The following is a 25,508-nucleotide window of genomic DNA, read 5'->3' on the forward strand; positions in this document are numbered from 1 at the left end:
CATTTGGCGTACCTGGAGCTACGCCGTCCCGCTGGACACCGGGCCGGGGGCGCATGGCGGCGCCGGGCCGTGCCATGAAACGCCGGTCGGGCACCGGGCGGGGGAGAAGGGGCGCCCCGAGCGGCCGCGCGGAGACCCCGCCACCCCTGGAGTAAGGTGCCCGCGTGGCCACCGTCGTCGAGCTGATCTGCTATCCCATCAAGGGCTGCGCGGGCGTCTCCCGGTCCGAGGCGCTGCTGACGAAGGCGGGTCTGGAACACGACCGCGGCTTCATGGTCATCGGCGAGGACGCGGCGTGCCGCACTCAGCGGCGGGATCCCCAGCTCGCCCTCATCCGCCCCGCCATCGACCCGCACGGCACCCGGCTCACCCTGTCCGCGCCCGGTGAGGACGAGGTGGCCATCGACATCGACACCACCTCCGCCCGGCGCGAGGTCACCGTGTTCGACACGCCCTACCTCGGCATCGACCAGGGCGAGGACGCCGCCATGTGGCTCTCCCGGTTCCTGGGCGCGCCGAGCAGGCTGGTGCGGGTGCCCCCGGAGCACGACCGGGTGACCGAGGGATGGATCCCCGGCACCTGTGGCTACGCGGACAGCGCGGCGGTGCACCTTCTCTCCCGGGCCAGCCTGGACGGGCTGAACGAGCGGATCGCCGGGGCCGGTGGCGCTCCACTGCCGATGAACCGCTTCCGCCCCGGCATCGTGATCGGCGGATGGGACGAACCCCACCGGGAGGACCGGGTCCGCAGGATCGCCATCGGCGGCGCCGAGCTGGGCTTCGCCAAGCACACCACCCGGTGCGTCGTGACGACGGTCGATCAGAGCGAGGGCGTCAAGGCGGGCCCCGAGCCGCTGCGCACCATGGCCGGTTACCGGCGCCGCCCCGGCGGCGCCACCCTGTTCGGCTGCCAGTTCTCCGTGACCCGCGCCGGAAAGCTGGCCGTGGGCGACGAGGTGGACGTCATCGAGTGGGACGGGCCGCCGCCGGAGGAGTGACCGGGGCTCAGAGCGACGCGAGCACCTCGGCGAAGGAGTCCAGCAGCTGACCGGCACCCTCCTCGGCCTGGGCACACTGCTCCCGCGGCGGGGTCGGCTGCCGTAGCACCGCCCGGGTCCGGCCGCCGTCCAGATCGGCCAGGGTGGCGGACCTCTCCATCGCACCCTGCGGCAGGTCCAGCATCCACACCAGCCGCTCCTGGCGAACCACCTCGCGGTAGACACCGCGCATCGGCATCTCGCCCCCGAGTGTGGTGACGGTCGCCTTCCAGGCGCCGCCCGGCCGGACGTCGAGGTCGACCGACTCGGGCGGAACTCATCGGTCCTGGCACAGCAGCCGTCCGTCCTCGCGGCCGATCCAGTACCGGCGCAGCACGTCCAGGACCACCGACACCTCGCAGGCGGTGATGCCGGGGAGCGTCGCCAGATCGCGGGTGAGCAGCTCGGCCAGGCCGTCCTCGTTCCGGAACACTCCGTGGTGGATCACCGAGGAGGTGCCCGCCACGATCGAGACATAGCGCGCCGAGGGGTGCCGGGCCAGCGCGTCGGCCACTTCCTGGATGGCCCCGGGCGCGGCATGCAGCTCTATGACGGCCTCCAGCGGATGGCCGAGCAGCGCCGGTTCGACCTCCACGCGCGGTCGCACAAGACCGCGCTGGAGGAGTGACTGGGTCAGCCGGTAGGCGGTGGACCGGCTGATGCCGAGCCCGCGCGCCACATCGGCGGCGCTCGCCCGGCCGTCCCGGCGCAGCAGCTCCATGGCCCGCAGTTCATCGTCGCCGAACCCGGTGAAGGACGCGGGCTCCTCCACCGGATCGGCCACCTCCCGCAGCGCCCGCACCTGCGCGTCGTCCAGCCGCCGCAGCCGCCAGGAGTCGGACTTCGCCGTCGCCCGCAGCACCAGCTGGGTGTGGGCCGACCGCACACCGGGGACCGACGGGATCCGTGTCACCAGCAGCTCACGCGCCCGGTCGCGCCGGGTGGCGTGCAGCGAGCAGTAGACATCGGTGCGGCCCGTGGTGGTGGCGACGAACGGGATCTCGGGCAGCTCGGACAGCTGCCGGGCCACCTGCCACGCCTGCCCCGGGGCCGTGGCCACCCAGATGTGCAGGGGGTTGCCCTCGGCCAGCATCGGCCACTCCACCTGCCCGATCACCCGCAGCAGCCGCTCCTCCGCGAGCCGGGCCAGCCGGCGGCCGACGGTGCTTGCGGAGCTGCCGAGCACCTCGGCCAGCGCGCTCAGCGGCGCCCTCGGCGCCACCTGCAGGGCGGCCACCAGATCGAGGTCGGCGTCGTCGAGCACCGGTGGGATGGACGGAACGGCTGGCATGGATACGAATCTATCGTGCGATAGGTGCTCCATGAGTGAATCATTCTTGCGTAACGAGTCTTTTACTTGCCTCATTCCGTCATGCCTTCTCTAATGGACGACCACTACGGCGTCGTCGATGAAGGAGTGCGGACGGTGAGTTCCAACGACACCACGACCACACCCGACAACACCCCCGGCAAACCGTCTCCCGACGCGCCCGGGGACTCCTCGGCGGCGCTGTCCGCACTGCTCCGGGTGCTCGGCGCGGTCGAGCGCGCGGGCAACAAACTTCCCCATCCCTTCTACCTGTTCGCCATCCTCAGCGCCTTCCTCGCCCTGATCAGCTGGGGGCTCGCCACCGCGGACGTCTCCGCGGTCGATCCATCGACGGACAAGACCGTGGCCGTGCGCAGCCTGATCTCGGTCGACGGGGTGCGGTCGATGATCAGCGACGCGATCACCAACTACGCCACCTTCCCACCGCTCGGCACCATTCTGGTCGTGATGCTCGGTGTCGCCGTCGCCGACCGGTCGGGGCTGCTCGCGGCGACGCTGCGGGCCGGTGTCGCCAAGGTCCCGGCGGGCTGGATGACCTTCGCCCTGGCCTTCACCTCGATGGTCGCCCACATCGCCTCCGACGCCGCCTATGTGGCGCTGGTCCCGCTGGGCGGGATGGCCTTCCGGGCCGTCGGGCGCAGTCCCCTGCTGGGGATCGTGGTGGCCTTCGTAGGCGTATCGGCGGGCTATGACGCCAGTCCGCTGATCACCCCGATGGACGCGGTGCTGTCCGGGCTGACCACGGCCGCCGCGCACACCGTGGACCCCGGCTATGTCGTCACCCCGCTGTCCAACTACTTCTTCTCCCTCGCCTCCTCGGTGGTGCTGGCCGCCGTGATCACGTTCGTCACCGAGAAGGTGCTGGTGAAGCGGGTGGCGGCACTGCCGCCCGAGCCCGAGGAGGCGGACGGGGAAGCCACCGAGGGGGAGACCGCCACCGGGGGCGTCGAGCTCGCCCTGGCGCCCGAGGAGCGCCGCGGGCTGCGCCGCGCCACCGTCGCCCTGGTCGGCTTCCTCGCGGTGATCGTGGTGGCGATGATTCCCACTGGGTCACCGCTGCGCGGCGAGGGCGGCAGCATCGTGGAGTCACCCGTGCTCTCCGGCATCGCCGTGGTGCTCGGACTGCTCTTCGCCCTCCTCGGCGCGGTCTACGGACGGGCGGCCGGCACGGTGCGCGGCGGCCGTGACATCCCGGACTTCATGGCGCAGGGCATGCGGGACATGGCCCCCATCCTGGTGCTGTTCTTCGCCATCTCCCAGTTCCTCGCCTACTTCAAGTGGACCGGCGTCGGCCAGGTGCTCGCCATCCGCGGCGCCGACCTGCTGAAGGACCTCGGGGTCACGGGACCGGTCGCCTTCCTCGGCATCGTGGTGGTGTGCACGGTGATCAATCTGGCGATGACCAGCGGTTCGGCCATGTGGGCGCTGGTGGCCCCGGTCTTCGTGCCGATGCTGATGCTGCTGCACATACCCCCGGAGGCCACCCAGGCCGTCTACCGCATCGCCGACTCCTGCACCAACGCCATCACCCCGATGAGCGCCTACTTCGTCATGGCGCTCGGCTTCCTCCAGCGCTACCGGCGCTCCGCCGGAATCGGCACCCTCGCCTCGCTGACCCTGCCGCTGTCCCTGGCCATGCTGGTGGCCTGGACCCTGCTCTTCTACGTCTGGTGGGCGCTGGGCATACCGCTCGGCCCCGGCGCACCGGTCCGCTGATCCCCAGCGGCTCCCCCACCCCCGCCATCCCCGGGAAGGACCCCCATCGCATGACCCCATCCGACCTCGCCGCCGCCACCGCCCAGGCGTTGCCCGAGATGACCGAAGACCTGCGGGCGCTGGTGGAACTGGAGACGCCGAGCGACGACAAGCGGCTGCTGGACGCGGGACTGGCCACGATCGGCGGCTGGGTCGTGGAACGGCTCGGCGAGCCGGACGGGACCGAGCGCCACGACTGCGCACCGTACGGCGATGTGCTCGCCCTGACCTATCGCGGCACGGCCCCCGGCACCGTACTGATGCTGTGCCACTACGACACCGTGTGGCCGGTCGGAACGCTCGCCGAATGGCCCTTCGAGATCGAGGACGGCCGGGCCAGCGGCCCCGGTGTCTTCGATATGAAGACGGGCCTGGTGCAGGCCGTCTGGACCCTGCGGCTGCTGCGCGAACTGGGGCTGCCCCACCCCTCGGTGAGGCTGCTGCTCAACGGCGACGAGGAGATCGGCAGCCCCGCGTCCCGCCGCCATATCGAGCGGCTGAGCGAGGACGTCCTGGCCACCCTGGTCTTCGAGGCCTCGCTGGACGGGGCGCTCAAGACCTCCCGCAAGGGCGTCGGGCTGTTCGATGTGACGGCCCACGGCGTCGAATCGCATGCGGGTCTCGACCCGTTCGCGGGCGCGAGCGCCATTCACGCACTGGCGGAGGTCGTCCCGCGGATCGCCGCGCTCAGCGCCCCGGAGCGGGGGACCACGGTGAACGTGGGGCTGATCAGCGGCGGTACGGGGCGCAATGTGATCGCCGCACAGGCGCGCTGCGGCATCGACGTACGGATCGCCGAACCGGAGGAGATGAAGCGGATCGACACCGCACTGCACGCCCTCGCCCCCTCCGACCAGCGGGTGCGGCTGACCGTCACCGGCGAGTGGAACCGTCCCCCGATGGTTCCCAACCCGGCGTCCCGCCGGTTGTTCGAGCAGGCCCGGGCGATCGCCGCGGAACACGGCTGGGAGCTGGCGGAGACCGCGGTCGGCGGTGCCAGCGACGGCAACTTCGTCTCCGCGCTGGGCCGTCCGGTCCTCGACGGGCTCGGCGCCCTCGGCTCCGGTGCCCACGCCCGCCATGAACACACCGTGCTCGCCCCGATCCCGGCCCGAACCGCGCTGACCGTCGGCCTGCTGCGGGCGCTGGCGGCGGACGCCGCCTAACGGCACACCGCGACGCTCAGCGCCGACGCACCCCGCCTCGAACGCCGACGCCGACGCCGACGCCGACGGCCCGCCCGGCCGTCGGCGTCGGCGCACGGCAGGTGGTTCAGCGGATGAGGAAGTCCGCCTCGCCCGCCTTGGCCCCCTGGATGAAGGCGATGATCTCGCTGCGGGTGTAGATCAGCGCCGGACCGTCCGGATCGGTCGACTGACGGATCGCCACCCGGCCGTCGTCCAGCTTCATGGCCTCGACACAGTTGCCGCCGTTACCACCACTCCACGGCTTGTGCCAGCCCTCGCTGCCGAGGTCGCTCGCGCGCATGCCGTTGTGAATGCGATCCATTCCGATCAGAGCTCCTTGCGGAAATCCCGGAGGATTTCCTTTGTGCGTCGTGCGGTTGCCGCCTGGGCCGCCATGCGGTCCATGGCCTCCAGATGGGAGGCCACCTCGATGCGCTCATCCAGGTAGACGGCGCCGGTCAGGTACTCGACGTAGACCATGTCCGGCAGTTCGGGTACAGCGAAGCGGAAGAGGACGAAGGGCCCGTAGGTGCCCGGATGGTGTCCCGAGGAGAACTCCGTGATCTGCAGCGTGATGTGCGGCATTTCCACGGCGTCCAGCAGCCGGTCGATCTGGTGGCGCATCACCGCCGCCGACCCCACCCGCCGGCGCAGCACCGTCTCGTCCATCACCACCCACAGCCGGGGCGGATCCCGCCGGGTGAGCAGGCCCTGCCGCTCCATGCGCAGCGCCACATGGCGGTCCGCCTGCCGGGGGCCGGCCTGGCCGACGGCCCCCGTCTGCATGACCGCGCGGGCGTAGTCCTCGGTCTGCAGCAGCCCGGGCACGAAGTGCGGCTCATACGCCCGGATCATCTCGGCCGCGCCCTCCAGGCTGACGTGGACGCTGAACCAGTCCGGCAGTATGTCGTGGAACCGCTGCCACCACCCGGGCTTGTTGGCCTCTTCGGTCAGGGTGATGAACGAGTCGAGCTCCTCACCGGTGATCCCGTAGGCGTCCAGCAGCAGCTGGACATACGGGACCTTCAGCGCGACCTCGGCGGTCTCCATGCGGCGGATGGTGGCGGAGGCCACCCGCAGCACTCTGGCCGCCTCGTCCCGCCTGAACCCCGCCTTCTCCCGCAGATCCTGCAGCCTCTTGCCGAGGACGACCTGACCCACGGTCGGTGCCGACCGCGGTTCGCTCACCCGAATCCCTCCCTGGCTTCCCCAACGCTGATGTCCGCAGTGTGCCATGGCCAGTGCGGATCGGACACATTGCATTGACGACTCTGCACAATTCAGAGTGGGCCTTGCCAAGTGTCCCCGGCGCTGCGCATAGTTGCGGCATGATCCCGTTACCGCGCCCCGCCGCGGCGACCGCAGGCACCATCGGCCCGACCTCTGTGAAGTGCCCCTAGATGACGTACGCCTTCGCCGGTGCGCTGACCGGTCTCGTCCCCGGCCCGTTCGGCCGGTGGGGATCCCCCGCGGTGTCCGGCCGCCATCGCCTTCGACCGCCCGCGGCGCTGCGTACGGACCGGGCCTACGACGCGGTGGGGATCGCCGAGCGGCACGGCCCCGGGGTGATGGCCCTGCTGCCCCGGGCGGGATGCGTGCTCACCGGCGCCGGGTGCTGGTGGTGGATCGTGCCGCCCCATTCGGACGTCGGGGTCGACTGGCCCGCACCGGCCGTCTACGCGGTCGGCGCCATGGTGACCGGCCCGCCCGGGCGGCGGACCGGCCCCACGGGGAGCGCGGTGCCCGGTGTGGTGCACTGGCCGGCCGACGGGGAGCCGTACACCCATCCCCTGCTGCTGCACATCGCGGTCTGCGCGGCGGCCGGGGTCTCCCCGGCCTGGCCGTGCGAGGACCGGACGCGCCGGTCATGACCCCGGCACCGGAGCCCGGTCACGCCATCGAGTCGTCCTGGAGGTATGCCGCGGGGCGCGGATAGCGCTGCAGCGCCGGGGTCTGGCCGGTCGGGTCGTCGTCCTGCTCGCTGAGGGGAACGACCGGGGCCGCTGCCGCCGCCGCGGCCCTCAGCTCGGCGGGGTCGTAGGTCATGGTCTGCGTCCGCTCCATCGGCGTCGGAGCGCCCTGGTACTGCGCGCCCTGCGGCTGGGGCGCCATCTGCGTCAACGACCCCTGGCCCTGCACCGTTCGCGGCTGCGGGGCCTGGTACAGGGGCGGCTGGACCGGGGGAGTGGCCACATACGCGGGCGAAAGCTCCGCGAGCGGCTGCTGCTGGACGTACTCCGGCGGGGCGCCCGCGCCCGCGAAGGACGCCTGCCCGTACGGGTCGCCGGAGACGCCCTGCGGGGCCGGGAGGGCGGGTGCGGAGTACATCGGCTGGGGCTCCAGCGCCACCGGCGCCGCGGGCAGCTGGGGCGGCTGCTGGTAGGAGTAGTCCAGGGACTGCGCCTGGGAGGTGACTCCCAGGGGCCCCATGGACCCCGCGTACCCCGGGGGCAGCGGCGGCTGCTGGTCCCAGCCGATCTGCGGAGCGTAGAAGGACGTTCCGTACAGCACCGTGCTCAGCCCGGTCAGCAGCCGCTGCACATCCGGCTGGGAGCGCACCACCAGCCGCATGAACTGGCTGCTGCTGCCCAGCTTGTTGCCGCATTCGCGCACCAGCACCCCATGCTGGGAGAGCAGTTGGTCGCGGACCCAGCCGCCGTCCGTCCCGGCCGGAAGCTTGACGAAGACGAAGTTGCCCTGGGAGGGGTAGACCGTCATCCCGGGCAGCCCGGCCAGCTGGGTGGTCATCTGCTGCCGGTCGTGGCTGAGCATGCGCAGGCTCTCCACGTACTCCTGGCGGTACCGCTTCAACATGAAGACGATGACCTCGGCGAAGGAGTTGAGGTTCCACTTCGGCAGCCGGGACCGGATCCGCACGGCGAGCGAGGGATTGGCCACCAGATAGCCGAAGCGGACCCCGTGCAGCCCGAAGTTCTTGCCGAGGCTGCGCAGCACGATCACGTTCGGGCGCAGGATGGCCTCGTCCACGACGCTCGGATACGCCTCGGCGTCCGCGAACTCCAGGAAGGACTCGTCGATCACGATCAGGTCGAGGTCGGCCAGGGCGTCCATGATGCCGATGAGGGCCTGGCGGGACACCAGCCCGCCGTCGGGGTTGTTGGGATTGCAGATCACGGCGACCCGGGAGCCCCGGGAGCGCACGAAGTTGACGAAGGCGTTGGGGTCGAGCGCGAATCCGCTCATTTCCGGGAGCTGGAACAGGTCGACCCGTTTGCCGGTCTCCATCGGCTGGTCGGTCCAGCGGCCGAAGGTGGGGATCGGCACCGCCAGGCTCTCCTTCACCAGCAGGTGGTCGATCCAGGTGATGAGCTCGGTCGAGCCGTTGCCCATCGCCATGGTCTGCGGCTGCAGCCCGAGCACATCGGCCAGTTCCGCGGTGATGGTCTCCGCGGAGCTCGGGTAGTAGGTGAGGATGTCCCGCAGCCTAACCGCCATCACGGCGAACATCGCGGGGGTGGGGAAGTACGGGTTGCAGGGGATGCAGAAGTCCACGAGCTCCTGTCCGCCGCCCGTGACCCCGGCGCGGTTGAGCGCGGAGAACGACGGGCTGTGGGCGGTGCCACGGAAAAGCTGCGTGGCATCACCGGTATTGCCGACTGCGGCAACAGTCACGGCGGGACCTCCTCGGTCGCATGGGCCGCGTCGACGCGCTGACACGGCCGTTGCGGCTCGTCCCTCGAGCCTGACGCATGATCTCTCGAAGGTGGGGCGGGCGAGGATTTTCGTGGGGGTTGTGAGAACTTCTGGGACACCTGCGCCGCTCTCGAATAGAATTCCGCCCCTTGCCCCTTGAAAATGGCGGCGGGGCCTTCAGGCCGTATCCTCCGGCGGGCGTTCGTCATCGGCCTCGGTGTCGCGGTGCTGTTCCGCTACCCAGACCGCCACCTGCGCACGCGAGGTGAATCCCAGCTTGCTCAGAATGTGCTCAATATGGCCCTCGGCCGTGCGCTGGGCGATGACCAGGGACGAGGCGATCTCCTTGTTGCTGAGCCCCTGCGCGACCAGCTGCGCGATTTCGGACTCCCGGGGGGTCAGCGGCGACGGCTGCTCGCCCACCGCCGCCTCCCCGCTGGGCAGTTCGTCCTCCAGCGCGTACTCCAGCGCCTCGGCGAGGGACAGCCGGGCGCCCTGTCGGTACGCCGCGTTGAAGGCCGGTTTGCCCAGGGCGCCCCGCGCCGCGGCCTGGCACTCCTCGTGGTAGCGGGCCAGGTGCCCATAGCCGGAGTGCGGGGCGCCGATGGCGTGCCAGAGGGTCGCCAGGACGCCGAGCAGCCTGGCCGCCCGCGAGTGGTCCTGTTCGGTGGCCGCGATCCAGGCCAGCACCTCGAGGTTGACCCCGACGCCCAGCGGGTCGTCCAGTGAGCGGTTGAACGTGAGGCTCTCCTTCTCCAGGGCGGCCGCCCTGACGGTGTCGCCCTGGCGCCAGACGTCCACGCCGAGCGCCATCATCGTGTAGGCGCGGTGCCAGCCCTCCCCGTACGCGTCGCACACCTCAAGCGACTCCTCGCCGTGGGCGATGGCGCCCGGTGAGTCGCCGATGAAGGAGTGGGCGAGCGAGAGCCGGATGAGCGCGAGCGCCAGCCCGACCGGATCGCCGGTCGCGCGGTGGCGGGCCACCGCCTCCTCGTAGAGCGCGATCGCGGACCGGGTCTCGCCCCGGTACATGGCGACCATGCCGGAGTAGAGCGCGGCATAGGCGAGCACCGGCTCAAGGCCCAGCCGGGTGCCGAGGGACCGGCTCTCCTCGAGCATGGCCGTGGCGGCGTCGACGTCGGACTGGATGACGGCCAGCCAGCTGTTGGTCCACAGGGCCCGCGCCCGCGACCCGTCGGGTTCCGTGCACAGCGCGAGGGCCTGGTCCAGCCAGCGGCGGCCCTCGCCGAGGTAGTAGCTGGTGATCCAGTGGTAGAGCAGATCGGCGGCCATGTCGAGGCCGCATTCGGTCTGCTCGGGCTCGGCCAGGCAGTTCTCCAGGGCGGTGCGCAGATTGGCGTGCTCCAGGTGGAGCCGGGTGAACCACTGCACCTGGGCCGGTCCGAAGAGCGCCGCCCGCGCGTCCGCCGCGAGCCCGCGGTAGTAGTCGCGGTGGCGCCGCACGCGTACGGTCTCCTCCCCGGATTCGGCCAGCCGCTCACGGCCGTAACTGCGCAGCGTGTCCAGCATCCGGTAGCGCACCGCCGTCGGGTGCTCCTCCCTGAGCAGCACCGACTTGTCCACCAGCTCGGCCACCAGGTCCAGGATCTCCCCGCGGTCGATGCCCTCGCCCGAGCAGACCGCCTCGGCCGCCTCCAGGTCCAGGCTTCCGGCGAACACCGAGGCCCGGGCCCACAGCAGCCGCTCCCGCTCGGTGCACAGCTCATAGCTCCAGTCGATCAGCGCCCGCAGCGTCCGGTGGCGGGGGAGGACCGTACGGGAGCCGGTGGTGAGCAGCCGGAACCGGTCGTCGAGCCGGTCCAGCAGCTGCTGGACGGACAGGGCGCGCAGCCGGACGACCGCGAGCTCGATCCCCAGCGGGATGCCGTCGAGCCGGCGGCAGATCAGCTCCACCGCGTCCCGGTTGTCCTCGCTGAGCTCGAACCCGGGCACGATGGCCGCCGCCCGCTCGACGAACAGCCGCACCCCGTCCCACCGGGCGAGCGCCGCGAGGGACGGCCGCGGCCCGTCGGGGTCCGGCAGCCCCAGGGTGGGCACGGCAAGGCTCTGCTCACCGGCGGTGCCCAGCGCCTGACGGCTGGTGGCCAGCAGCCGCAGCCGGGGGGCCGCGCGCAGCAGCCGGTCGGCGAGCCGGGCGCAGTCCTCCAGGAGGTGTTCGCAGTTGTCGAGGACGATCAGGGCCTGGCGGTCCCGCAGATGGTCGACGAGGATGTCCATCGCCGGGCGGGAGGAGTGGTCGCGTATCTGCAGCGCCTCGGTGACGCCCTGGGCGAGCAGTGTCGGGTTGTCCAGCTCGGCCAGTTCGGCCAGCCAGACCCCGTCGGGGAAGGCCCGGCGCGCCTCGTCCGCGACCCGCAGCGCCAGCCGGGTCTTCCCGACCCCGCCGACCCCGGTCAGGGTGACCAGCCGGGAAGCGGACAGCATCCGCTTGACCTCGGCCGCCTCATGCCGACGTCCCACGAAACTCGTCACCTCGGCCGGCAGCCTCACTGTCTGCCGCCCGGTCGGGGTGCCTGTCGCCACCGCACCCATCGATGCCTCGTACCTGCCCCGGGTGGATGGAACCTGTGCCCGTACGGACCCGGAGCCCTGCCTCCAGGCTATGCCCGGGCCGGAGCCGCCGCACCCGGCCCGGGCGCGGCCTACCCAGAGTGAGCCGCGTTCGCCGACCGTGACCGCGCCAGGGGGCTGAGGGAAGCGGGAACGGGTACCGATGCGGGGATATCTCCCCTCGCCGCATCCTGCCGCGCCCGGCCAGGATGGTGGCCTCGGTGAGTTCCGCCGACCCCTTTGGCGGAAGATCGAAGGTTCGGACCATGTGCCTCCATCAACCCCCATGTCCTCCCGCCGACGCACCCGACCATGATTCGGCGCGTCCGGTGGCCTCCCATCCAGAGCAGGGATGGAGCCTGCTCTGCAATGGAGTGGTGATCTTCGCGGACACGGGTGAAATCCTTCCCGACGGGCGGGCCATCCCCGCCCCCCGGACCAGCCCCGACCCACCAGCATGAATGCCGCAACCCTCACCCTCACGCACGGCTTCCCGCTGAGCGCCGCGACCCTCACGCGCGGCTCCCCCCTGAGCACCGAGCGCCGGCCCGGGACGGCCCTTCCCGCCACCAGCGGCGGGACCTCCTGGCTGCTCCCCTCCGAGCCGTCCTCGGTGCCGATGGCCCGGCGGCTGGCGGTCGCCCAGCTCTCCGCGTGGACGCTGCACGACTTCGCCGACGACGCCGAACTGCTCGTCAGCGAGGTGGTCACCAATGCCGTGCGGCACGCGTGCGGACCGATCCGGCTGACCCTCTCCCTGTGCTCCGTCGACCGCGCCTTCCGCTGCGAGGTGGCGGACGAGGACCCCGCGCGGCCCCGGGTGCGCCGGGCGTGCGGGGATGACGAGGGCGGGCGCGGACTCCACCTGCTCGACCTGCTCTCCCGCTGCTGGGGATCCACCTGCACGGCGGCGGGCAAGGTCGTCTGGTTCGAGCTCCACCCGCCGGCCGTCGCCCTGGAGGCCGCCCTGGAAGAGGCCCGCATGCCCCCGTGACCGTTTGCCGACTACCCATGATCGTTTGTCGACGAAGGGAGATGCCATAGACGACTTCACGCCTCGTACCCACACAGTGATACCGAACGGCCCGGGGACGGAATGGTGAACGCCCTCACCACGCCTTCCGCCTCCGGGCCTCGCCGATCGCGTTCCGGGTCCGACCGATCCGAATTGGCAATTGCCAATGTCTGATCGGGATTGATCGTCGTTGGCGCGCTCGTGTAGCCTGCGGAACGCGGCACTAGCACACTTTTCCGAAGTTCTTCGCATTTTGTGGCTCGAGGAGGCTGCGTGGTGGACCGGAAAGCGGATTCCGGTTTACCCGGCGCACTGGTGGGCCGCGCCGCCGAACTCGCCGCGCTGGCCGCCCACGCGGAGGCCGCCCACAGGGGCCGCTCCGGTCTGGTGGTCCTGTCCGGTCCGGCCGGAATCGGCAAGACCAGCCTGCTGCGGGCCTTCCTCGACGGCCATGCCTGCCAGAAGATGACCGTGCTGCACGGCGTCTGCGGCGAAGTGGAGGCCGGTGCCGGATACGGCGGCGTACGTGCCCTCTTCGGAAGCCTCGGGCTCTCGGCCGAGGACGCCCAGGACTCCCCGCTGCTGCGCGGCAGCGCCCGCCGCGCCCTGCCCGCACTCAGCCCCCGCCCCGGCGAGGAGGGGCCGCCCACGGCCGCCAGTGTCTACCCGGTGCTGCACGGCCTGTACTGGCTCACCGCCAATCTGATGACCCAGGGCCCCCTCGTGCTGGTCCTGGACGATGTGCACTGGTGCGACGAGCGCTCCCTGCGCTGGGTCGACTTCCTGCTGCGCCGGGCCGACCAACTGCCGCTGCTGGTGGTGCTCGCCCAGCGCAGCGAGGTGGAACCGGTCGCCCCCGCGGCTCTTGCGGACATCCACGCCCAGCCGCGCTCCGCGGTGATCCGCCTCGACCCGCTGACCGACGCCGAAGTGGCCGAAATGGCCCACCAGGTCTTCACCGTCCCCGTCGCACCCTCATTCGCCGAGCGCGCCACCGCCGTCTGCGGCGGCAATCCGCTGACCGTCGCCCGGCTGCTGCGCGAGCTGCGGGCCAAGGGCGTGGCGCCCGACGAGAGTGGCATCCACGAGATCGACGAGGTCGGGAGCTGTGTGGTCGCCCAGTCCGTGCGGGCCCTCTTCGACGCCCGGCCCGGCTGGGTCCGTGACGTGGCCACCGCCGTCGCGGTGCTCGGCGAGGAGGACGCGGAGCACATCGGCGCGCTGGCCGGAGTGCCCGCGGCCCGCGTCGCGGAGGCGGTGCAGCAGCTGCGGGAGGCCGAGGTGATGGCGCCCGACCAGGCGGACCTGGCCCATGACGTGGTGCGCTCCGCGGTGCTCGAGGCCGCCGGGGAGGAGCGGCTGGCCGAGCTGCGTGCCAGGGCGGCCCTGCTGCTGAGCGATGCCGGGCGGCCCGCGGAGGAGGTCGCCAACCAGGTGCTGCTGGTGCCCGGCACCCCCCAGCCGTGGATGGGCTGGGTGCTCCGGGAGGCCGCCGCCCAGGCCGAGCACCGCGGCGCCCCCGAGGCCGCCGCCCGCTATCTCTACCGGGTTCTGGAGGCGGAGCCGGACAGCCTGTCGGCCCATGTCCCGCTCGCCAAGGCGCTCGCGGAGATCAACCCCGCCGAGGCCATCCGGCTGCTCAAGCGGGCGCTCTCGCTGGCCACCGACATCCGCACCAAGGCGCCCATCGCCGTGCAGTTCGGACTCACCTGCCTCACCGTCCAGCAGTCACCGGCCGCCGTACGGGTGCTCAGCGAGGTGCTCGACGAGCTCGAGGCCGAGCTGGGCCCTGACCCCGATCCGCGCGACCGCGAGCTGCGCACCCTCGTCCAATCGACGCTGCTGATCAGCGGATCCGACGAGAAGGCCACGATCCACACGGTCCGGGAGCGCTTCGCGCGCATCCCCGAACCCGCCGGGGACACCCCCGCCCAGCGCCAGATGCTCGCCATGATGACGGTCCTGTCCGCGATGGAGGGCCGCTCGGCGGGGCGGGCGGTGGGGCAGGCCCGCCGCGCGCTGAGCTCCGCGGACCGGCTCGACAACTGGTCGCTGCTCTTCTCCGCGTTCACCCTCGGCCTGGCCGATGAGATCGAGGAGGCGATGGCGGCCCTGGAGCACGCGCTGCGCCACGGCCAGGACAACGCCGCGGTCTGGTCGTATGTGATCACCCTGTCCTACCGCGCCCAGCTGCTGCACGGCGTCGGTGCGATCCCCGACGCCCTCGCCGACGCCCAGACCGCCGTCGAGATCATCGGTGAGGAGCGCTGGAGCGCCAATGTGACCATGCCGCAGACCGCGCTCGCGACGATCCTGATCGACCGGGGCGAACCGGAGCGGGCCGAGGAGCTGCTGGCCGCCGTCACCCGGCCGAACCTGGACGGGTTCGTCATGGAGTACCACTCGTATCTCATGGCCCGCGCCCGGGCCCGCTGGGCGCTCGGCGACAGCGCCACCGCGCTGCGGCTGCTGCTCGACTGCGGCGCCTCCCTGGAGGAGTCCGGTTTCGCCAACCCGGTGTTCCTGCCCTGGTGGGCCGAGGCGGCCTGTGTGCTGGCGGCGGAGAAGCGGGCGGACGAGGCGCGGGACCTGGTCGAGCACGGCGCCGAACTGGCCCGCCGCTGGAGCACCCCGCGCGCCTTCGGACTCGCCGCCCTCGCCCGCGGGGTGACCACCCCCGGCGAGGAGGGCATCGCCCAACTCACCGGGGCGGTCGAGCACTTCTCCGGGTCGCCCGCCCGCTCCGAGCACGCCAGGGCCGAGTTCCTGCTCGGCGGGGCGCTGCTGGACGCGGGGCGGCCGCGCGAGGCCAGGGAGCGGCTGCGCTCGGCCGTCGACCTCGCGCAGGGCTGCGGTGCGCTCGCGCTCGCGAGGGACGCCCGGAACCGGCTGGTGGCCGCGGGCGGCCGGATGCGCGAGATCACCGCCTCACCCGTCGACCTGCTCACCGGCACCGAGCACAAGGTGGCCCAGATGGCCTCGCACGGGGCGGGCAACCGTGAGATCGCCGAGTCGCTGTTCGTCACCGTACGCACCGTGGAGACCCATCTCACCAGCGTTTACCGGAAGCTGAGCGTCGGTCAGCGCGGAGAGCTGTCCTCGGTGCTGAACACCCCGAGCCTTCCCGACCCACAGGCCCCCGCGTGGGTCTTCGCCTCACGCGGCCGGCGCTGACGCGCGCACGGCGGTTCGGTGCCAGATCGACGACCCGCCCCAGGCATATAGTCACACCATGCAGCTCAACGGGCTCCCGTTCCCCGGCCGTGAACGAGAGCAGGCCACGCTTGCCCAGACCGTCGCCGAACTCGGCCGGGGCCGCTCCTCGGTGGTGACACTGGTCGGCAGGCCCGGCTACGGACAGGGCCGCCTGCTGAACCTCGCCGCCCGGCTGGCCGAGGACAAGGGCTTCCGCGTACTGCGCGCCAAGGCGACCCCCGGTGAGCGCGATGTGCGCTACGGCGTGGTGGGACAGCTGCTGGCCCCGATGGACGGACTCACCGGCGGCTCGGTCAAGGCCCTGACCGGACTGGGGCCCGAGCGGCGCTTACCGGGCCTGACCGAGTTGCTGCGGACCGCCCGGGAGCGGCCCACACTGCTGGTCGTCGACGATGTGGATTGGCTGGACCCGGCCTCGCTGCGCTGGTTCGGGGCGCTCATACGGCGGCTGTCGGACGCCCGGATCGCCCTCCTGGCGAGCGGCACCGGGCGGCTCCGCCCCGGTGCGTGCCCCCTGTCCACCGCGCCACAGCAGGTGATCACCCGGGAATGCGAACTGGCCCCGCTCGCCCCGCGCGACGTGGCCGCCACGGTCGCGCTGATCTGCGGCCGACCCGGCGACAACGCCTTCATCTCCGCCGCCCTGGAGACGAGCGCGGGCAACCCCGAGGTGCTGTCCGAGACACTGCGCCGCTTCACCAGGCACGGCTATGCGCCGGTCGCCGCGCGAGTGCCGGAACTGTCCACCCTCAGCGAGGCCGTGGGCGGTGAACACGCCGTCCGGGTGCTCGGAGGGCTGTCCGACACGGCCGTCGCGCTCGTCCGCGCGCTCGCCGTCTGCGGCGATCTGCTGGACCTTGCCCTGCTGTACGCGCTCGCGGGGCCCCGCGCCGCGAGCGAACCCGGACTGCCGGAAGTGCTCCAGGAGAGCGGGCTCGCCATCGCCTCCGGGACCGGGCTCCGGCTGAGCCAGCCCGAGGCACGCAGCTGGATCCTCGCCGAGATGCCCGGCGAGGAGCGGGCCGAACTCCACGCCCGAGCCGCCGAGTTGGCCTACCGGGCGGCCGTGGCCGACGAGGACATCGCCCGGCTGCTGCTCGCCGCCCGCCCGGTCGACGAGCCCTGGGTGATCCCCGTGCTCCGCCGCACCTGCGCCGCCGCACTGCGCGCGGGCCGGACCACCCAGGCGATCGCCTGTCTGTCGCGGGCGCTGGAGGAGCCGCTGGACCCGGAGCCGCACGCGCGGCTGGGCCTCGAACTCGCCGCCATCGAGGTGCTGGCCGCCCCCGAGGCCGCCGGCCGCCGGCTGGCGGAGATCATCCGCAGCGGGGACGGCGGGTCGGGGCGGATCCGGGTGCGCGCCGCCGACCTCGGACTCTCCCGCGGTGACGACAAGGCGCTGCGCCGTGCGATCGTCGAGGTGCTGCCCTCGACCGACGGCCCGGAACGGGGGGCGCTGGCCGGGCTGTTCTGGCTCACCGAGTCCGACGGGCAGGACGACACCGATCTGATCCCGGAGGCGATCCCGCCGCTGCCCGACGACCCCAGCTGCCCGGTACAGGCCGCGGCGCGCGCCTGGCGGCTGGCGCTGCGCGGGGCGGACCTGCCCACCGCCCGGGCACTGGCCCACCGGGTCTTCACCCTGGACGGCGGCGCGGGTGCCCTGATCCTGCCCCGGCTCACCGCCGCCCGTACCCTGCTGCTGACCGACGACCTGGACGAGGCCGAGGTCCGGCTGGACGTCCTCCACACCGATCTGCGCCGGCGGCACGCCCGCGCCGCCGCCGCCCAGGTCCTGGCCGTCCACGGCGAGCTGAACCTGCGGCGCGGCCGGCTCGACATGGCAGAACGGGACGTGGCCGCCGCCGAGCGGTCGCTGCCCCGCTCCCTCTGGCACCGCCATACCGTCCCGTATCTGCTGGCCGTCCGGATCCTCATCGCCCTGGAGAACGGCGACCTCGGCCCGGCCGGTGCGCTCGCGGCCGCCTCCGCCCCCGCCGAGTCGCGCGAGGGCGCCTCCTGGGGCTTTCTGCTCTTCGCCAGGGCGCTGGTGGCCGTCAAGGACGACCGGCTGCCGGAGGCGGTGGAGCTGTTCCGGGCCACCGGCAGATGGCAGTTGGGCCGCGGGCGGATCAACCCCGCCCTGATGCCGTGGCGTTCGATGGCCGCCCGGGTCCACGACGTCCTCGGCGACCACGAGGAGGCCAGGCGGCTCGCCGACGAGGAGCTCGCGCTGGCCCGGCTGTGGGGCGCCCCCAACACGCTCGGCTGGGCCCAGCTGGGCGCCGGCCGGGTGGCCCGCGAGGGGCGGGTCGAGCGGCTGCGCGAGGCGGTGGCCACCCTGCGCGCCACCCCGGCCAGGCTCGCCTACGCGGGGGCCTTGCTGGAGCTGGCCACCGCAGAACTCGACAGTGGGAACCCGAGTGCCGCGACCCCCCTGGTGGCCGACCTGTTCACCTTCGTCATCGCCCACCGGCCCGCCAGCAAGCTGGTCGAGAAGGTGCGCGAACTGGCCGAGCGGACCGGGCCCTCCGCCGTCCGCGGCCGCGTCCCGCATCCGGCGTGGGCGACGCTGACCGAGCCCGAGCAGCGCACCGCCTCCCTGGTCGGACTCGGCCATGGCAACCGGGAGATAGCCGAAACCCTCTCCGTTAGCAGACGCACCGTGGAGCTGAGGCTCAGCGGTGCGTACCGAAAGCTGGGGATCGGCGGTCGCGCGGAGCTGATCGAGCTGCTGCGGGCGGCGCAGGGAGGCGGAATCGATGTTGCTTGAACGGGAGGCCGAGCTGGCGCGGGTCGCCGAGGCCCTGCGGGACGCGGCGGCGGGGGACTCCGCACTGCTGTTGCTCACCGGCCCCCTGGGCACCGGCCGGACCGCGCTGCTGCACCAGCTGCCGATGCTCGCCGAGGGCGAGAAGGTCAGGGTCCTGCGCGCCAACGCCGCGCCGATGGAGCAGGACTTCGACCTCGGCGTGGTCCGCCAGCTCTTCGACAGCCTGCTCACCGGCGCCCCGGAAGAGCTCCGGGGGCAGCGCATCGAGACCGATGCCGACCTCTGCCGGACGGTCTTCTCCGACGACGCCCCGCCGCTCGACGACAACGGGGCCGTCACCATCCCCGAGGAGGCGCTGTACGGCCTGCGCTCGGTGCTGGCCACCGCCGGTGCCGAACGCCCGCTGCTCATCCTCGTGGACGATCTCCAATGGGTCGACACCCCCTCGCTGCGCTGGCTCGCCTTCCTCGTCAAGCGGCTGCACGGGCTGCGCGCCGTGGTCGTCTGCGCGCTGCGGGACGGCTACCGGCGCCCCGGGGACCCCCTGCTGCGGGAGATCGTCGAGGCGGCGCGGCGGGTGCTGCGCCCCGCGCCGCTGTCGCTGGGCGCCACCAAGGAAGTGATCCTCGAGCAGTTCGGCGTGCCGGGGGACGAGGAGTTCGCCCGCGCCTGCCACGAGAGCTCCGCGGGCAATCCGCTGTTCCTGAAGTCGGTGCTCGCGGACCTGGCCGTGCGCGGCCACCGCCCCACCGCGGAACACGCCGAGACGGCCCGCTCGCTGCGCCCCGCCCAGCTGCGGGAGCGGCTGGCCAGCTCGCTGCGCGCCCAGCCCCGGCCCCCGCGCGACCTGGCCGCGGCCATCGCGGTCCTCGGCGCCCAGGCCGGGCCCGACCTGCTGGGCCGGCTCGCCGGGCTGGACCGGATCGGCTTCCTCGCCGCGCTGCGCGACCTTCACCAGCTGGGTCTTGTCGCCTCCGAGCAGGAGCCGCGCTTCCTCCACCGGGTGGTGCGGGACGCGGTCGAGTCCTCGATGACCGTGGCCGAACGGGAGCGGCTGCACGACGCCGCGGCGGCCCTGATGTACCACAACGGGCGCCCCGCCGAGATCGTCGCCGCCCAGCTGCTGGCCGTCACCAGCTCCGACCACCCCTGGGCGGTGGAGGTGCTGCGGGCCGCGGCGGACACCGCGCTGCGCCGCGGTGCGCCCCGCACCGCCGCCCGCTATCTGCGCCGCGCCCTCCTGGACGGCTCGCTGACCGGGGAGGGCCGGGCCCGGCTGCTGATCGATCTGGCCACCGCGGAGCGCGGCTTCGACCCGGCCGCCTGTGAACGCCATATCTCCCAGGCGATCCCCCTGCTGACCACGCCCAGGCTCCGGGCCGCCGCGGCCCTGCGGATCTCCCCCACCATCGTCGGCCTGGGGCCCCCGTCGGTCATCGACCTGCTGCACCAGGTCGCCGAGGACCTGGGACCGGCCGCCTCGCTCGAGGGCACGGCGCGCGACGTGGCGCTGCGGCTCGAGGCCCGGCTGCGGCACGCCGGACACGAGGACCCGGCGGAGCTGGCCACGTCGGTCGAGCGGCTGTCGGCGCTGGGGGAGGAGTCACCGCTGATCACCTCCGCCGAGCGCGAGCTGACGGCGGTGCTGCTCAACGCGGCGGTGCTCACCGCCCGATGGCCCGCGGCCGAGGTCTCCCGGCTGGCCAACCGCATCCTGGAGCGCGAACCGGCCACCTCCGACCAGGTCCACACCCCGCTGCCGCTGGTGGTGATCGGGCTGGTGGCCGCCGATTCGGTGCGCGGGATCAGCTCCTGGCTGGCGATGGAGCAGCAGACCCGGCGGCAGGGCGGCACGGTCGTGGACGCGCTGGTCAACGTCCAGCAGGCCATGGTGCTCAGCGCCCGCGGCCGCGCGGCCCAGGCGCGTGAGTACGCCGAGCGTGCCGTGCGGCTGGCCGAGGTGCACTGGCAGGAGACCGGGATCGTCGCCACCCTCGCCCTCACCCGGGTCGCCCTGGACCTCCAGGACTCCGCGCTGATCGAGCGGATTCTGGACGGCCCCGGGCGGCGCCGCTCCTCCAGCCTGGCCCTGACCGCCGCGCTGCAGTTCGTCAAGGCGGCGCAGGACGCCGAGCAGGGCCGCTGGTCAAGCTCCCTGGAAACGCTGCTGGCCTGCGGCCGGCAGTTGGAGGCGTCGGGCTGGCGCAATCCCGTGCTCTTCTCCTGGCGGCCCTGGGCGGCCGACCTCCACCGGCGGGTCGGCGACCCCTGCGCGGCCGGGGCGCTGGCCGATGAGGAGCTGCTGCGGGCGACGGAATGGGGCGCTCCGGTGGCGCTGGGGCGCGCGCTGCGGGTGAAGGCCCGGCTGAGCGACGGTGACCAGGGGGTGCGGCTGCTGCACGAGTCGGTCGACGTCCTGCGCGCCTCGGCCAATGAACTGGAACTCGCCCGCACCCTCCTGCAGCTGGGTAAGCGGCTGAGGCCGGGCGGCGGCGAGGCGGCGGCGGTACTCCGGGAGGCCGCGGCCCTGGCCTCGGCGTGCGGGGTGCCACGGCTGGTCGAGCGGATCCGGGCGGCGGACGGCAGCGGTGCGGCGGCCGCCGCACCGGAGGCGACCCTCACCCGTACCGAACGCACCGTGACCTCCCTCGTCGGACGCGGGCTGACCAACCAGGAGGTCGCGGCCGAGCTGGGGGTGAGCTCCCGGGCCATCGAGAAGCACCTGACGAGTTCCTATCGCAAGCTGGGCGTCTCCGGGCGGCGCGAGCTCATCGAGATGCTGCCTCGCATGCATTCGTGAACGGCGCGTTAACGGCGATAATTGGACGCTGTTTGACGAGGATTCGTGAACCGACCGTACCGGACCACCGAAGGGGTGGGGTGCGGACCGAACCTTCGCTGCACCCCACCACGGGATTGGGTGGCGACACCCCTGTTGACGTTGACTTCCATACCTGCGGATCCCTAGTCTCCATTCTGAAATGAACATTTGAAATTGAATATAGGTATTCAATTTCGAATACTGAGAATTCGGAAGGGATGGCAGTCCCTTGGCATTGCCTTTACTATCAGATTCGGCTCGGCCAACCCCCCACGAGCTTGGACACGAGCAGACCGAGTACACGGATCTATTGCGCCAGTTCGATCAGCCAGGGGCGTGTGTCGTCTGTCTCGACCCGTCGCTCACCGTCCAGCAGGCGAACCGGGAATTCTTCCGGCAGTTCGACGACGCTTCCGCGGACGTATGCGGCCGTGACTTCTGTGACCTTGTCCACCCCAGCGTCCAGCAGGCGCTGAAGCGGCAGTTCACCCGGCTCCTCGACGGCTCCCGCCACCGGTTCACCACCCATGTGGTGGCCATCGGGGCCGAGGGGGCCGCCTTCACCAGCGGGCTCACCGCCGTGGCGGTGCGTGAGGGCACCGCCCATGTGGCCTCGATCCTCGTGGTGATGCGTCCCACGGCGGGTGGCGAGGAGGTGGAGATGGTCACCAACCGTAAGAAGCTCCTCACCGAGACCGAGGCGCGCATCCTTGAGGGCATCGCGGCCGGGCTCTCCACCATCCCCCTGGCCTCCCGGCTCTACCTCAGCCGGCAGGGCGTCGAGTACCACGTGACGCGGCTGCTGCGGAAGCTGCGGGTGCCCAACCGGGCGGCCCTGGTCTCCCGCGCCTACTCCATCGGCGTACTCAACGTCGGCTGCTGGCCGCCGAAGGTCGTCGACGACTTCATCAAATGACCCCCGCCCGGCGGAGGTCACGAACGCGCCACGGCCGGCCCGGATCCGATCCGGGCCGGCCGTGGCGCGTTCGCCGTCTCAGGACGGGGCCGGGCCCCGGGACAGCCGCAGCAGCCGGAAGGCGGTGAGCGCCACATGGAGCTGGGTGCGCTGCTCACCCGACTCCAGATCGCAGCCCAGCACCCGCTCCACCGAGTGCAGCCGCTGGTAGAACGCCTGCCGGGACAGATTCGCGCGCCTGGCCGCCACCGTCTTGTTGCCCGCCGCGTCCAGGAAGGTGTGGAGTACCGGCAGCAGATCGGTGCCGTGCCGCTCGTCGTAGTCCACCAGCCGCCCCAACTGCCGCTCCACGAACTCCTGGAGCCGCACATCGCCGCGCAGCGCGTACAGCAACTGCCGCAGCCCGATGTCGGACAGCTCGTGGAACGCCTTGTCCGGCGTTCCCGGAACGGCGGCGTCCGCGACCCGCGCCGCCTGCTGGAACGACCGGGCGGTCTGCGAGAGATCCGACACCTCCGAGCCGACGCTGATCACGGCGTCCGGCCGGGACTCCCGCACCGACCGGCTCAGCCGCTCCACCAGCGGCCGCCACGGCGCGGCGGCGGGCAGGGCCAGCAGCACCCCTATGTGGTCACCGGGCACCGCCCCGACCAGCACGGCGGCCCCGGCCGCCCCCAGCTCGTCCGTCAGCCGGTCCTCCAGCTCGGTCGTCTCCCCGGCGCCCGGCCCGGGGCTGACCAGCACCACCATCAGCCGGCGGCCCGCCACCGGCACGCCCAGCGCCTCGGCCCTGGCCCGGGCCTCGCCCCTGGAGCGGCAGCGCTGCTCCACCAGGTCGAGCAGCAGCGTGCGCTGGGCCCGCCGCTCCCAGCGGGTGTGATGGGTGAGCCGGGCGATGGTCAGGGCCGTGGCGGTGCGCTCCAGGACCATCGCGTCCTCGGGGCCGACCGCCGGGTCCCGGGTCCCGTCCGGGAGCATCAGCAGCCGCCCCCACCGCTCGCCGCGGTACTCCACCGCGGTCACCAGCCAGTCCTCCGGGCCGCTCAGCCCGGTCCGGTCGGGCGAGGGCGTGGCGCGCGAGCGCCGCTCCCAGCCGGTCAGCGCCCCCTCCACCCCGTGCCCCGGTGACCCGCAGATGACGGCCTGGTGCACCAGGTTCTCCAGCACCACGGGGTGCCCGCTCATCTCGGCCGCCATGTCCACCACCTCCTCGGGCCCGGCGCCGCGCAGGGTCAGCGCGGTGAAGGTGTCATGGACGTCCTGGGCCCGGCGCAGGCTCTCCACCTGACTGCCGACGATCAGCGAGTGGAGCACCTGGGTGACCTCCACGAAGTTCACCGTCCGCGAGAGCAGGACGAGCGGGAAGTCCCGCGCCAGACAGGCCCGTACCAGCTCAGAGGGCGGCCGGTGGTAGCGCCGCACCAGCTCGATGACCAGCCCGGCGGCGCCGATGTCCGCGAGCTCGTCGACATACCGGCGGACCAGCGCCGGATCCTCGGGCAGCGGCATCCCGGTGGTCAGCACCAGCTCCCCGCCCTTGAGGAAGGACGCCGGGTCAAGCAGCTCGGTGATGTGGACCCAGCGGACCGGCCGGGCCAGCTGCCCATGGCCGGACACCACCTCCGGCGCCCCGGCCGCCAGCACCGGGAGCCGCAGCACCTCGGCGAGGCTGAGCGGTGGACGTCCCGGGATGCGCGGGGGCTCGAAGGGGCGGGTCAGCCGCCGTCCGGCAGCGTCGTACGCGGTGCCGCCGAAGCCGTTCATGCCGCTCACTCTGACAAGCCCGCACGCCGAGCGCAACCACGATCCCGGCCGACCTCTTGACAGAACCTGCCCCCGGACTCGTTGACAGATCGTCCATAGCGATCACCACCGCGCGACACAGTGATCATTGTCCTGACCGGGTCCGCCCCCTCACCCTCGAAGTGTCCGAGCGCATCGCCGAACCGTGGGTGTGGGAGAGAACATGACCAATCTGTCGCCGCAGCTCCGTCAAGCCACTCCGGTGGTCGCCGTCCGGGGAGAGGGCGCCTACATCGACGGCGAGGACGGGCGGCGATACCTCGACTTCACCGCGGGCATCGGCGTCACCAGCACCGGGCACTGCCACCCGCGGGTCGTCGCCGCCGCCCAGGAGCAGGTGGGCACCCTCATCCACGGCCAGTACACGACCGTGATGCACCCGCCGCTGCGGCGGCTGGTGGAGAAGCTGGGCGAGGTGCTTCCCACGGGCCTCGACAGTCTGTTCTTCAGCAACTCGGGCAGCGAGGCCGTGGAGTCGGCCCTGCGCCTGGCCCGTCAGGCCACCGGCCGGCCCAACGTCCTGGTCTGCCACGGCGGATTCCACGGCCGCACCGTGGCCGCCGCCTCCATGACCACCTCGGGAACCCGCTTCCGGTCCGGCTTCTCGCCCCTGATGAGCGGTGTCGTGGTGACCCCGTTCCCCACGGCCTACCGGTACGGCTGGGACGAGGAGACCGCGACCCGGTTCGCCCTGCGGGAGCTGGACTACGTCCTGCAGACCATCTCCCCGCCCGACGACACCGCCGCGATCATCGTCGAACCGGTGCTCGGCGAGGGCGGCTACGTACCCGCCACCGAGGGCTTCCTCCAGGGCCTGCGGGAGCGGGCCGACCGCCATGGCTTCCTGCTGATCCTGGACGAGGTGCAGACCGGGGTGGGCCGCACCGGACGGTTCTGGGGCCATGACCACTTCGGCGTCCGTCCCGACATCCTGGTCACCGCCAAGGGGCTGGCCAGCGGCTTCCCGCTGTCCGGCATCGCCGCCTCCGAGGAGCTGATGAGCAAGGCATGGCCCGGCTCCCAGGGCGGCACCTACGGCGCCAACGCCGTGGCCTGCGCGGCGGCCGCCGCCACCCTCGACGTGGTCCGCGAGGAGAACCTGGTGGCCAACGCCGAGGCCATGGGGGCGCGGCTGCGCAGCGGTCTGGAGGACGTGGCCGCCAAGACCCCCGCCATCGGCGATGTGCGCGGCCTCGGCCTCATGCTGGCCAGCGAGTTCGTCACCGCTGACGGCGAGCCCGACCCGGCGACCGCGGCCCGGGTGCAGCGCGCCGCCGTGGACGAAGGGCTGTTGCTGCTCCTGTGCGGCGCCTGGAACCATGTGGTCCGGATGATCCCCGCGCTCGTCGTCGACGAAGCGGCGATCGACGAGGGTCTGCGCGCCTGGTCCGCCGCCGTCAGCACCGGAACGGCGGACTCCTGACGCGCAC

Annotated in this window: 17 protein-coding genes and 1 pseudogene; 11 read left to right on the plus strand and 7 right to left on the minus strand. The window is 72.5% G+C overall.

Translation table 11 applies throughout. The features are described from left to right. Window positions 1-164: 164 nt before the first annotated feature. Window positions 165-998: an MOSC domain-containing protein gene (locus VT50_RS17780; protein ID WP_046089125.1), complete on the plus strand. Its 834-nt coding sequence runs from the start codon at window positions 165-167 to the stop codon at window positions 996-998. Between the two features lie 7 nt (window positions 999-1,005). Here VT50_RS17780 and VT50_RS17785 read toward each other — a convergent pair. Then, window positions 1,006-1,290: pseudogene (locus tag VT50_RS17785) on the minus strand (SRPBCC domain-containing protein); the annotation flags it as partial. A gap of 24 nt (window positions 1,291-1,314) precedes the next feature. After that, complete coding sequence (locus VT50_RS17790) at window positions 1,315-2,328, minus strand: Lrp/AsnC family transcriptional regulator (protein WP_046089126.1); 1,014 nt, start codon at window positions 2,326-2,328, stop codon at window positions 1,315-1,317. A gap of 93 nt (window positions 2,329-2,421) precedes the next feature. Here VT50_RS17790 and VT50_RS17795 point away from each other — a divergent pair, with 93 nt between their 5' ends. Then, entirely contained in the window at window positions 2,422-4,083 is a 1,662-nt protein-coding gene (locus VT50_RS17795) for an AbgT family transporter (RefSeq protein ID WP_206269426.1), read from the plus strand. A 50-nt stretch (window positions 4,084-4,133) separates the two neighbouring features. Next, the gene (locus VT50_RS17800) at window positions 4,134-5,288 is read left to right on the plus strand and encodes a M20 family metallopeptidase (RefSeq protein ID WP_046089127.1); all 1,155 of its coding nucleotides are present in this window, start codon (window positions 4,134-4,136) and stop codon (window positions 5,286-5,288) included. 106 nt (window positions 5,289-5,394) lie between these two features. Here VT50_RS17800 and VT50_RS17805 read toward each other — a convergent pair whose 3' ends face one another. Then, the gene (locus tag VT50_RS17805; RefSeq protein ID WP_046089128.1) at window positions 5,395-5,631 is read right to left on the minus strand and encodes a DUF397 domain-containing protein; all 237 of its coding nucleotides are present in this window, start codon (window positions 5,629-5,631) and stop codon (window positions 5,395-5,397) included. A 5-nt stretch (window positions 5,632-5,636) separates the two neighbouring features. After that, window positions 5,637-6,497 carry a helix-turn-helix domain-containing protein gene (locus VT50_RS17810; RefSeq protein ID WP_046089129.1) on the minus strand — a complete coding sequence of 287 codons (861 nt, stop codon included), beginning with the start codon at window positions 6,495-6,497 and terminating at the stop codon, window positions 5,637-5,639. A gap of 212 nt (window positions 6,498-6,709) precedes the next feature. Between VT50_RS17810 and VT50_RS17815 the strand changes: the two genes are divergently transcribed. Beyond that, a complete protein-coding gene (locus VT50_RS17815) occupies window positions 6,710-7,180 on the plus strand; it encodes a hypothetical protein (RefSeq protein WP_053048751.1) in 471 nt (156 codons plus the stop codon). 19 nt (window positions 7,181-7,199) lie between these two features. Here the strand turns inward: VT50_RS17815 and VT50_RS17820 are convergent, their stop codons facing one another. Then, window positions 7,200-8,942 (minus strand): pyridoxal phosphate-dependent aminotransferase, encoded by a 1,743-nt coding sequence (locus VT50_RS17820; RefSeq protein ID WP_046089130.1) that lies wholly within the window; start codon window positions 8,940-8,942, stop codon window positions 7,200-7,202. A 198-nt stretch (window positions 8,943-9,140) separates the two neighbouring features. Then, on the minus strand, window positions 9,141-11,444 hold the full coding sequence (locus tag VT50_RS17825; protein ID WP_240529198.1) for an ATP-binding protein: 2,304 nt from the start codon (window positions 11,442-11,444) through the stop codon (window positions 9,141-9,143). A 356-nt stretch (window positions 11,445-11,800) separates the two neighbouring features. Here VT50_RS17825 and VT50_RS40460 point away from each other — a divergent pair, with 356 nt between their 5' ends. The 6 genes from VT50_RS40460 (at window position 11,801) to VT50_RS17855 (ending at window position 22,275) form a co-directional block, all read left to right on the plus strand. Then, the gene (locus tag VT50_RS40460) at window positions 11,801-11,995 is read left to right on the plus strand and encodes a DUF5999 family protein (RefSeq protein ID WP_075200488.1); all 195 of its coding nucleotides are present in this window, start codon (window positions 11,801-11,803) and stop codon (window positions 11,993-11,995) included. Further along, window positions 11,992-12,528: an ATP-binding protein gene (locus VT50_RS17835; protein WP_046089132.1), complete on the plus strand. Its 537-nt coding sequence runs from the start codon at window positions 11,992-11,994 to the stop codon at window positions 12,526-12,528. Before VT50_RS40460 ends, VT50_RS17835 begins: the two co-directional genes overlap by 4 nt. Window positions 12,529-12,822: 294 nt before the next feature. Further along, entirely contained in the window at window positions 12,823-15,723 is a 2,901-nt protein-coding gene (locus VT50_RS17840; protein WP_046089133.1) for a helix-turn-helix transcriptional regulator, read from the plus strand. A gap of 58 nt (window positions 15,724-15,781) precedes the next feature. Further along, window positions 15,782-18,538 (plus strand): AAA family ATPase, encoded by a 2,757-nt coding sequence (locus VT50_RS17845; protein ID WP_046089134.1) that lies wholly within the window; start codon window positions 15,782-15,784, stop codon window positions 18,536-18,538. Then, window positions 18,528-21,338 (plus strand): ATP-binding protein, encoded by a 2,811-nt coding sequence (locus tag VT50_RS17850; protein WP_046089135.1) that lies wholly within the window; start codon window positions 18,528-18,530, stop codon window positions 21,336-21,338. Before VT50_RS17845 ends, VT50_RS17850 begins: the two co-directional genes overlap by 11 nt. Before the next feature lie 331 nt (window positions 21,339-21,669). After that, window positions 21,670-22,275: a helix-turn-helix transcriptional regulator gene (locus VT50_RS17855; RefSeq protein WP_046089136.1), complete on the plus strand. Its 606-nt coding sequence runs from the start codon at window positions 21,670-21,672 to the stop codon at window positions 22,273-22,275. A 78-nt stretch (window positions 22,276-22,353) separates the two neighbouring features. On the opposite strand, the gene VT50_RS17860 is transcribed toward VT50_RS17855, so the two are convergent. After that, complete coding sequence (locus tag VT50_RS17860) at window positions 22,354-24,039, minus strand: PucR family transcriptional regulator (protein WP_078840586.1); 1,686 nt, start codon at window positions 24,037-24,039, stop codon at window positions 22,354-22,356. Between the two features lie 202 nt (window positions 24,040-24,241). Here VT50_RS17860 and VT50_RS17865 point away from each other — a divergent pair, with 202 nt between their 5' ends. Further along, a complete protein-coding gene (locus tag VT50_RS17865; protein ID WP_046084848.1) occupies window positions 24,242-25,501 on the plus strand; it encodes an aspartate aminotransferase family protein in 1,260 nt (419 codons plus the stop codon). Window positions 25,502-25,508: the final 7 nt, after the last annotated feature.

Origin of the sequence: Streptomyces antioxidans, assembly GCF_000968685.2 — a bacterium.
In the GTDB taxonomy this organism is placed as follows: Bacteria; Actinomycetota; Actinomycetes; order Streptomycetales; family Streptomycetaceae; genus Streptomyces; species Streptomyces antioxidans.

What these genes read in the sequence shown, in the direction of transcription:
- VT50_RS17800 (WP_046089127.1), top strand. Translation starts at nt 4,134, where the DNA reads ATGACCCCATCCGACCTCGCCGCCGCCACCGCCCAGGCGTTGCCCGAG.
- VT50_RS17845 (WP_046089134.1), top strand. Translation starts at nt 15,782, where the DNA reads ATGCAGCTCAACGGGCTCCCGTTCCCCGGCCGTGAACGAGAGCAGGCC.
- VT50_RS17790 (WP_046089126.1), bottom strand. Translation starts at nt 2,328, where the DNA reads ATGCCAGCCGTTCCGTCCATCCCACCGGTGCTCGACGACGCCGACCTC.
- VT50_RS17805 (WP_046089128.1), bottom strand. Translation starts at nt 5,631, where the DNA reads ATGGATCGCATTCACAACGGCATGCGCGCGAGCGACCTCGGCAGCGAG.
- VT50_RS17865 (WP_046084848.1), top strand. Translation starts at nt 24,242, where the DNA reads ATGACCAATCTGTCGCCGCAGCTCCGTCAAGCCACTCCGGTGGTCGCC.
- VT50_RS17860 (WP_078840586.1), bottom strand. Translation starts at nt 24,039, where the DNA reads ATGAACGGCTTCGGCGGCACCGCGTACGACGCTGCCGGACGGCGGCTG.
- VT50_RS17815 (WP_053048751.1), top strand. Translation starts at nt 6,710, where the DNA reads ATGACGTACGCCTTCGCCGGTGCGCTGACCGGTCTCGTCCCCGGCCCG.
- VT50_RS17795 (WP_206269426.1), top strand. Translation starts at nt 2,422, where the DNA reads ATGGACGACCACTACGGCGTCGTCGATGAAGGAGTGCGGACGGTGAGT.
- VT50_RS40460 (WP_075200488.1), top strand. Translation starts at nt 11,801, where the DNA reads ATGTGCCTCCATCAACCCCCATGTCCTCCCGCCGACGCACCCGACCAT.
- VT50_RS17835 (WP_046089132.1), top strand. Translation starts at nt 11,992, where the DNA reads ATGAATGCCGCAACCCTCACCCTCACGCACGGCTTCCCGCTGAGCGCC.
- VT50_RS17850 (WP_046089135.1), top strand. Translation starts at nt 18,528, where the DNA reads ATGTTGCTTGAACGGGAGGCCGAGCTGGCGCGGGTCGCCGAGGCCCTG.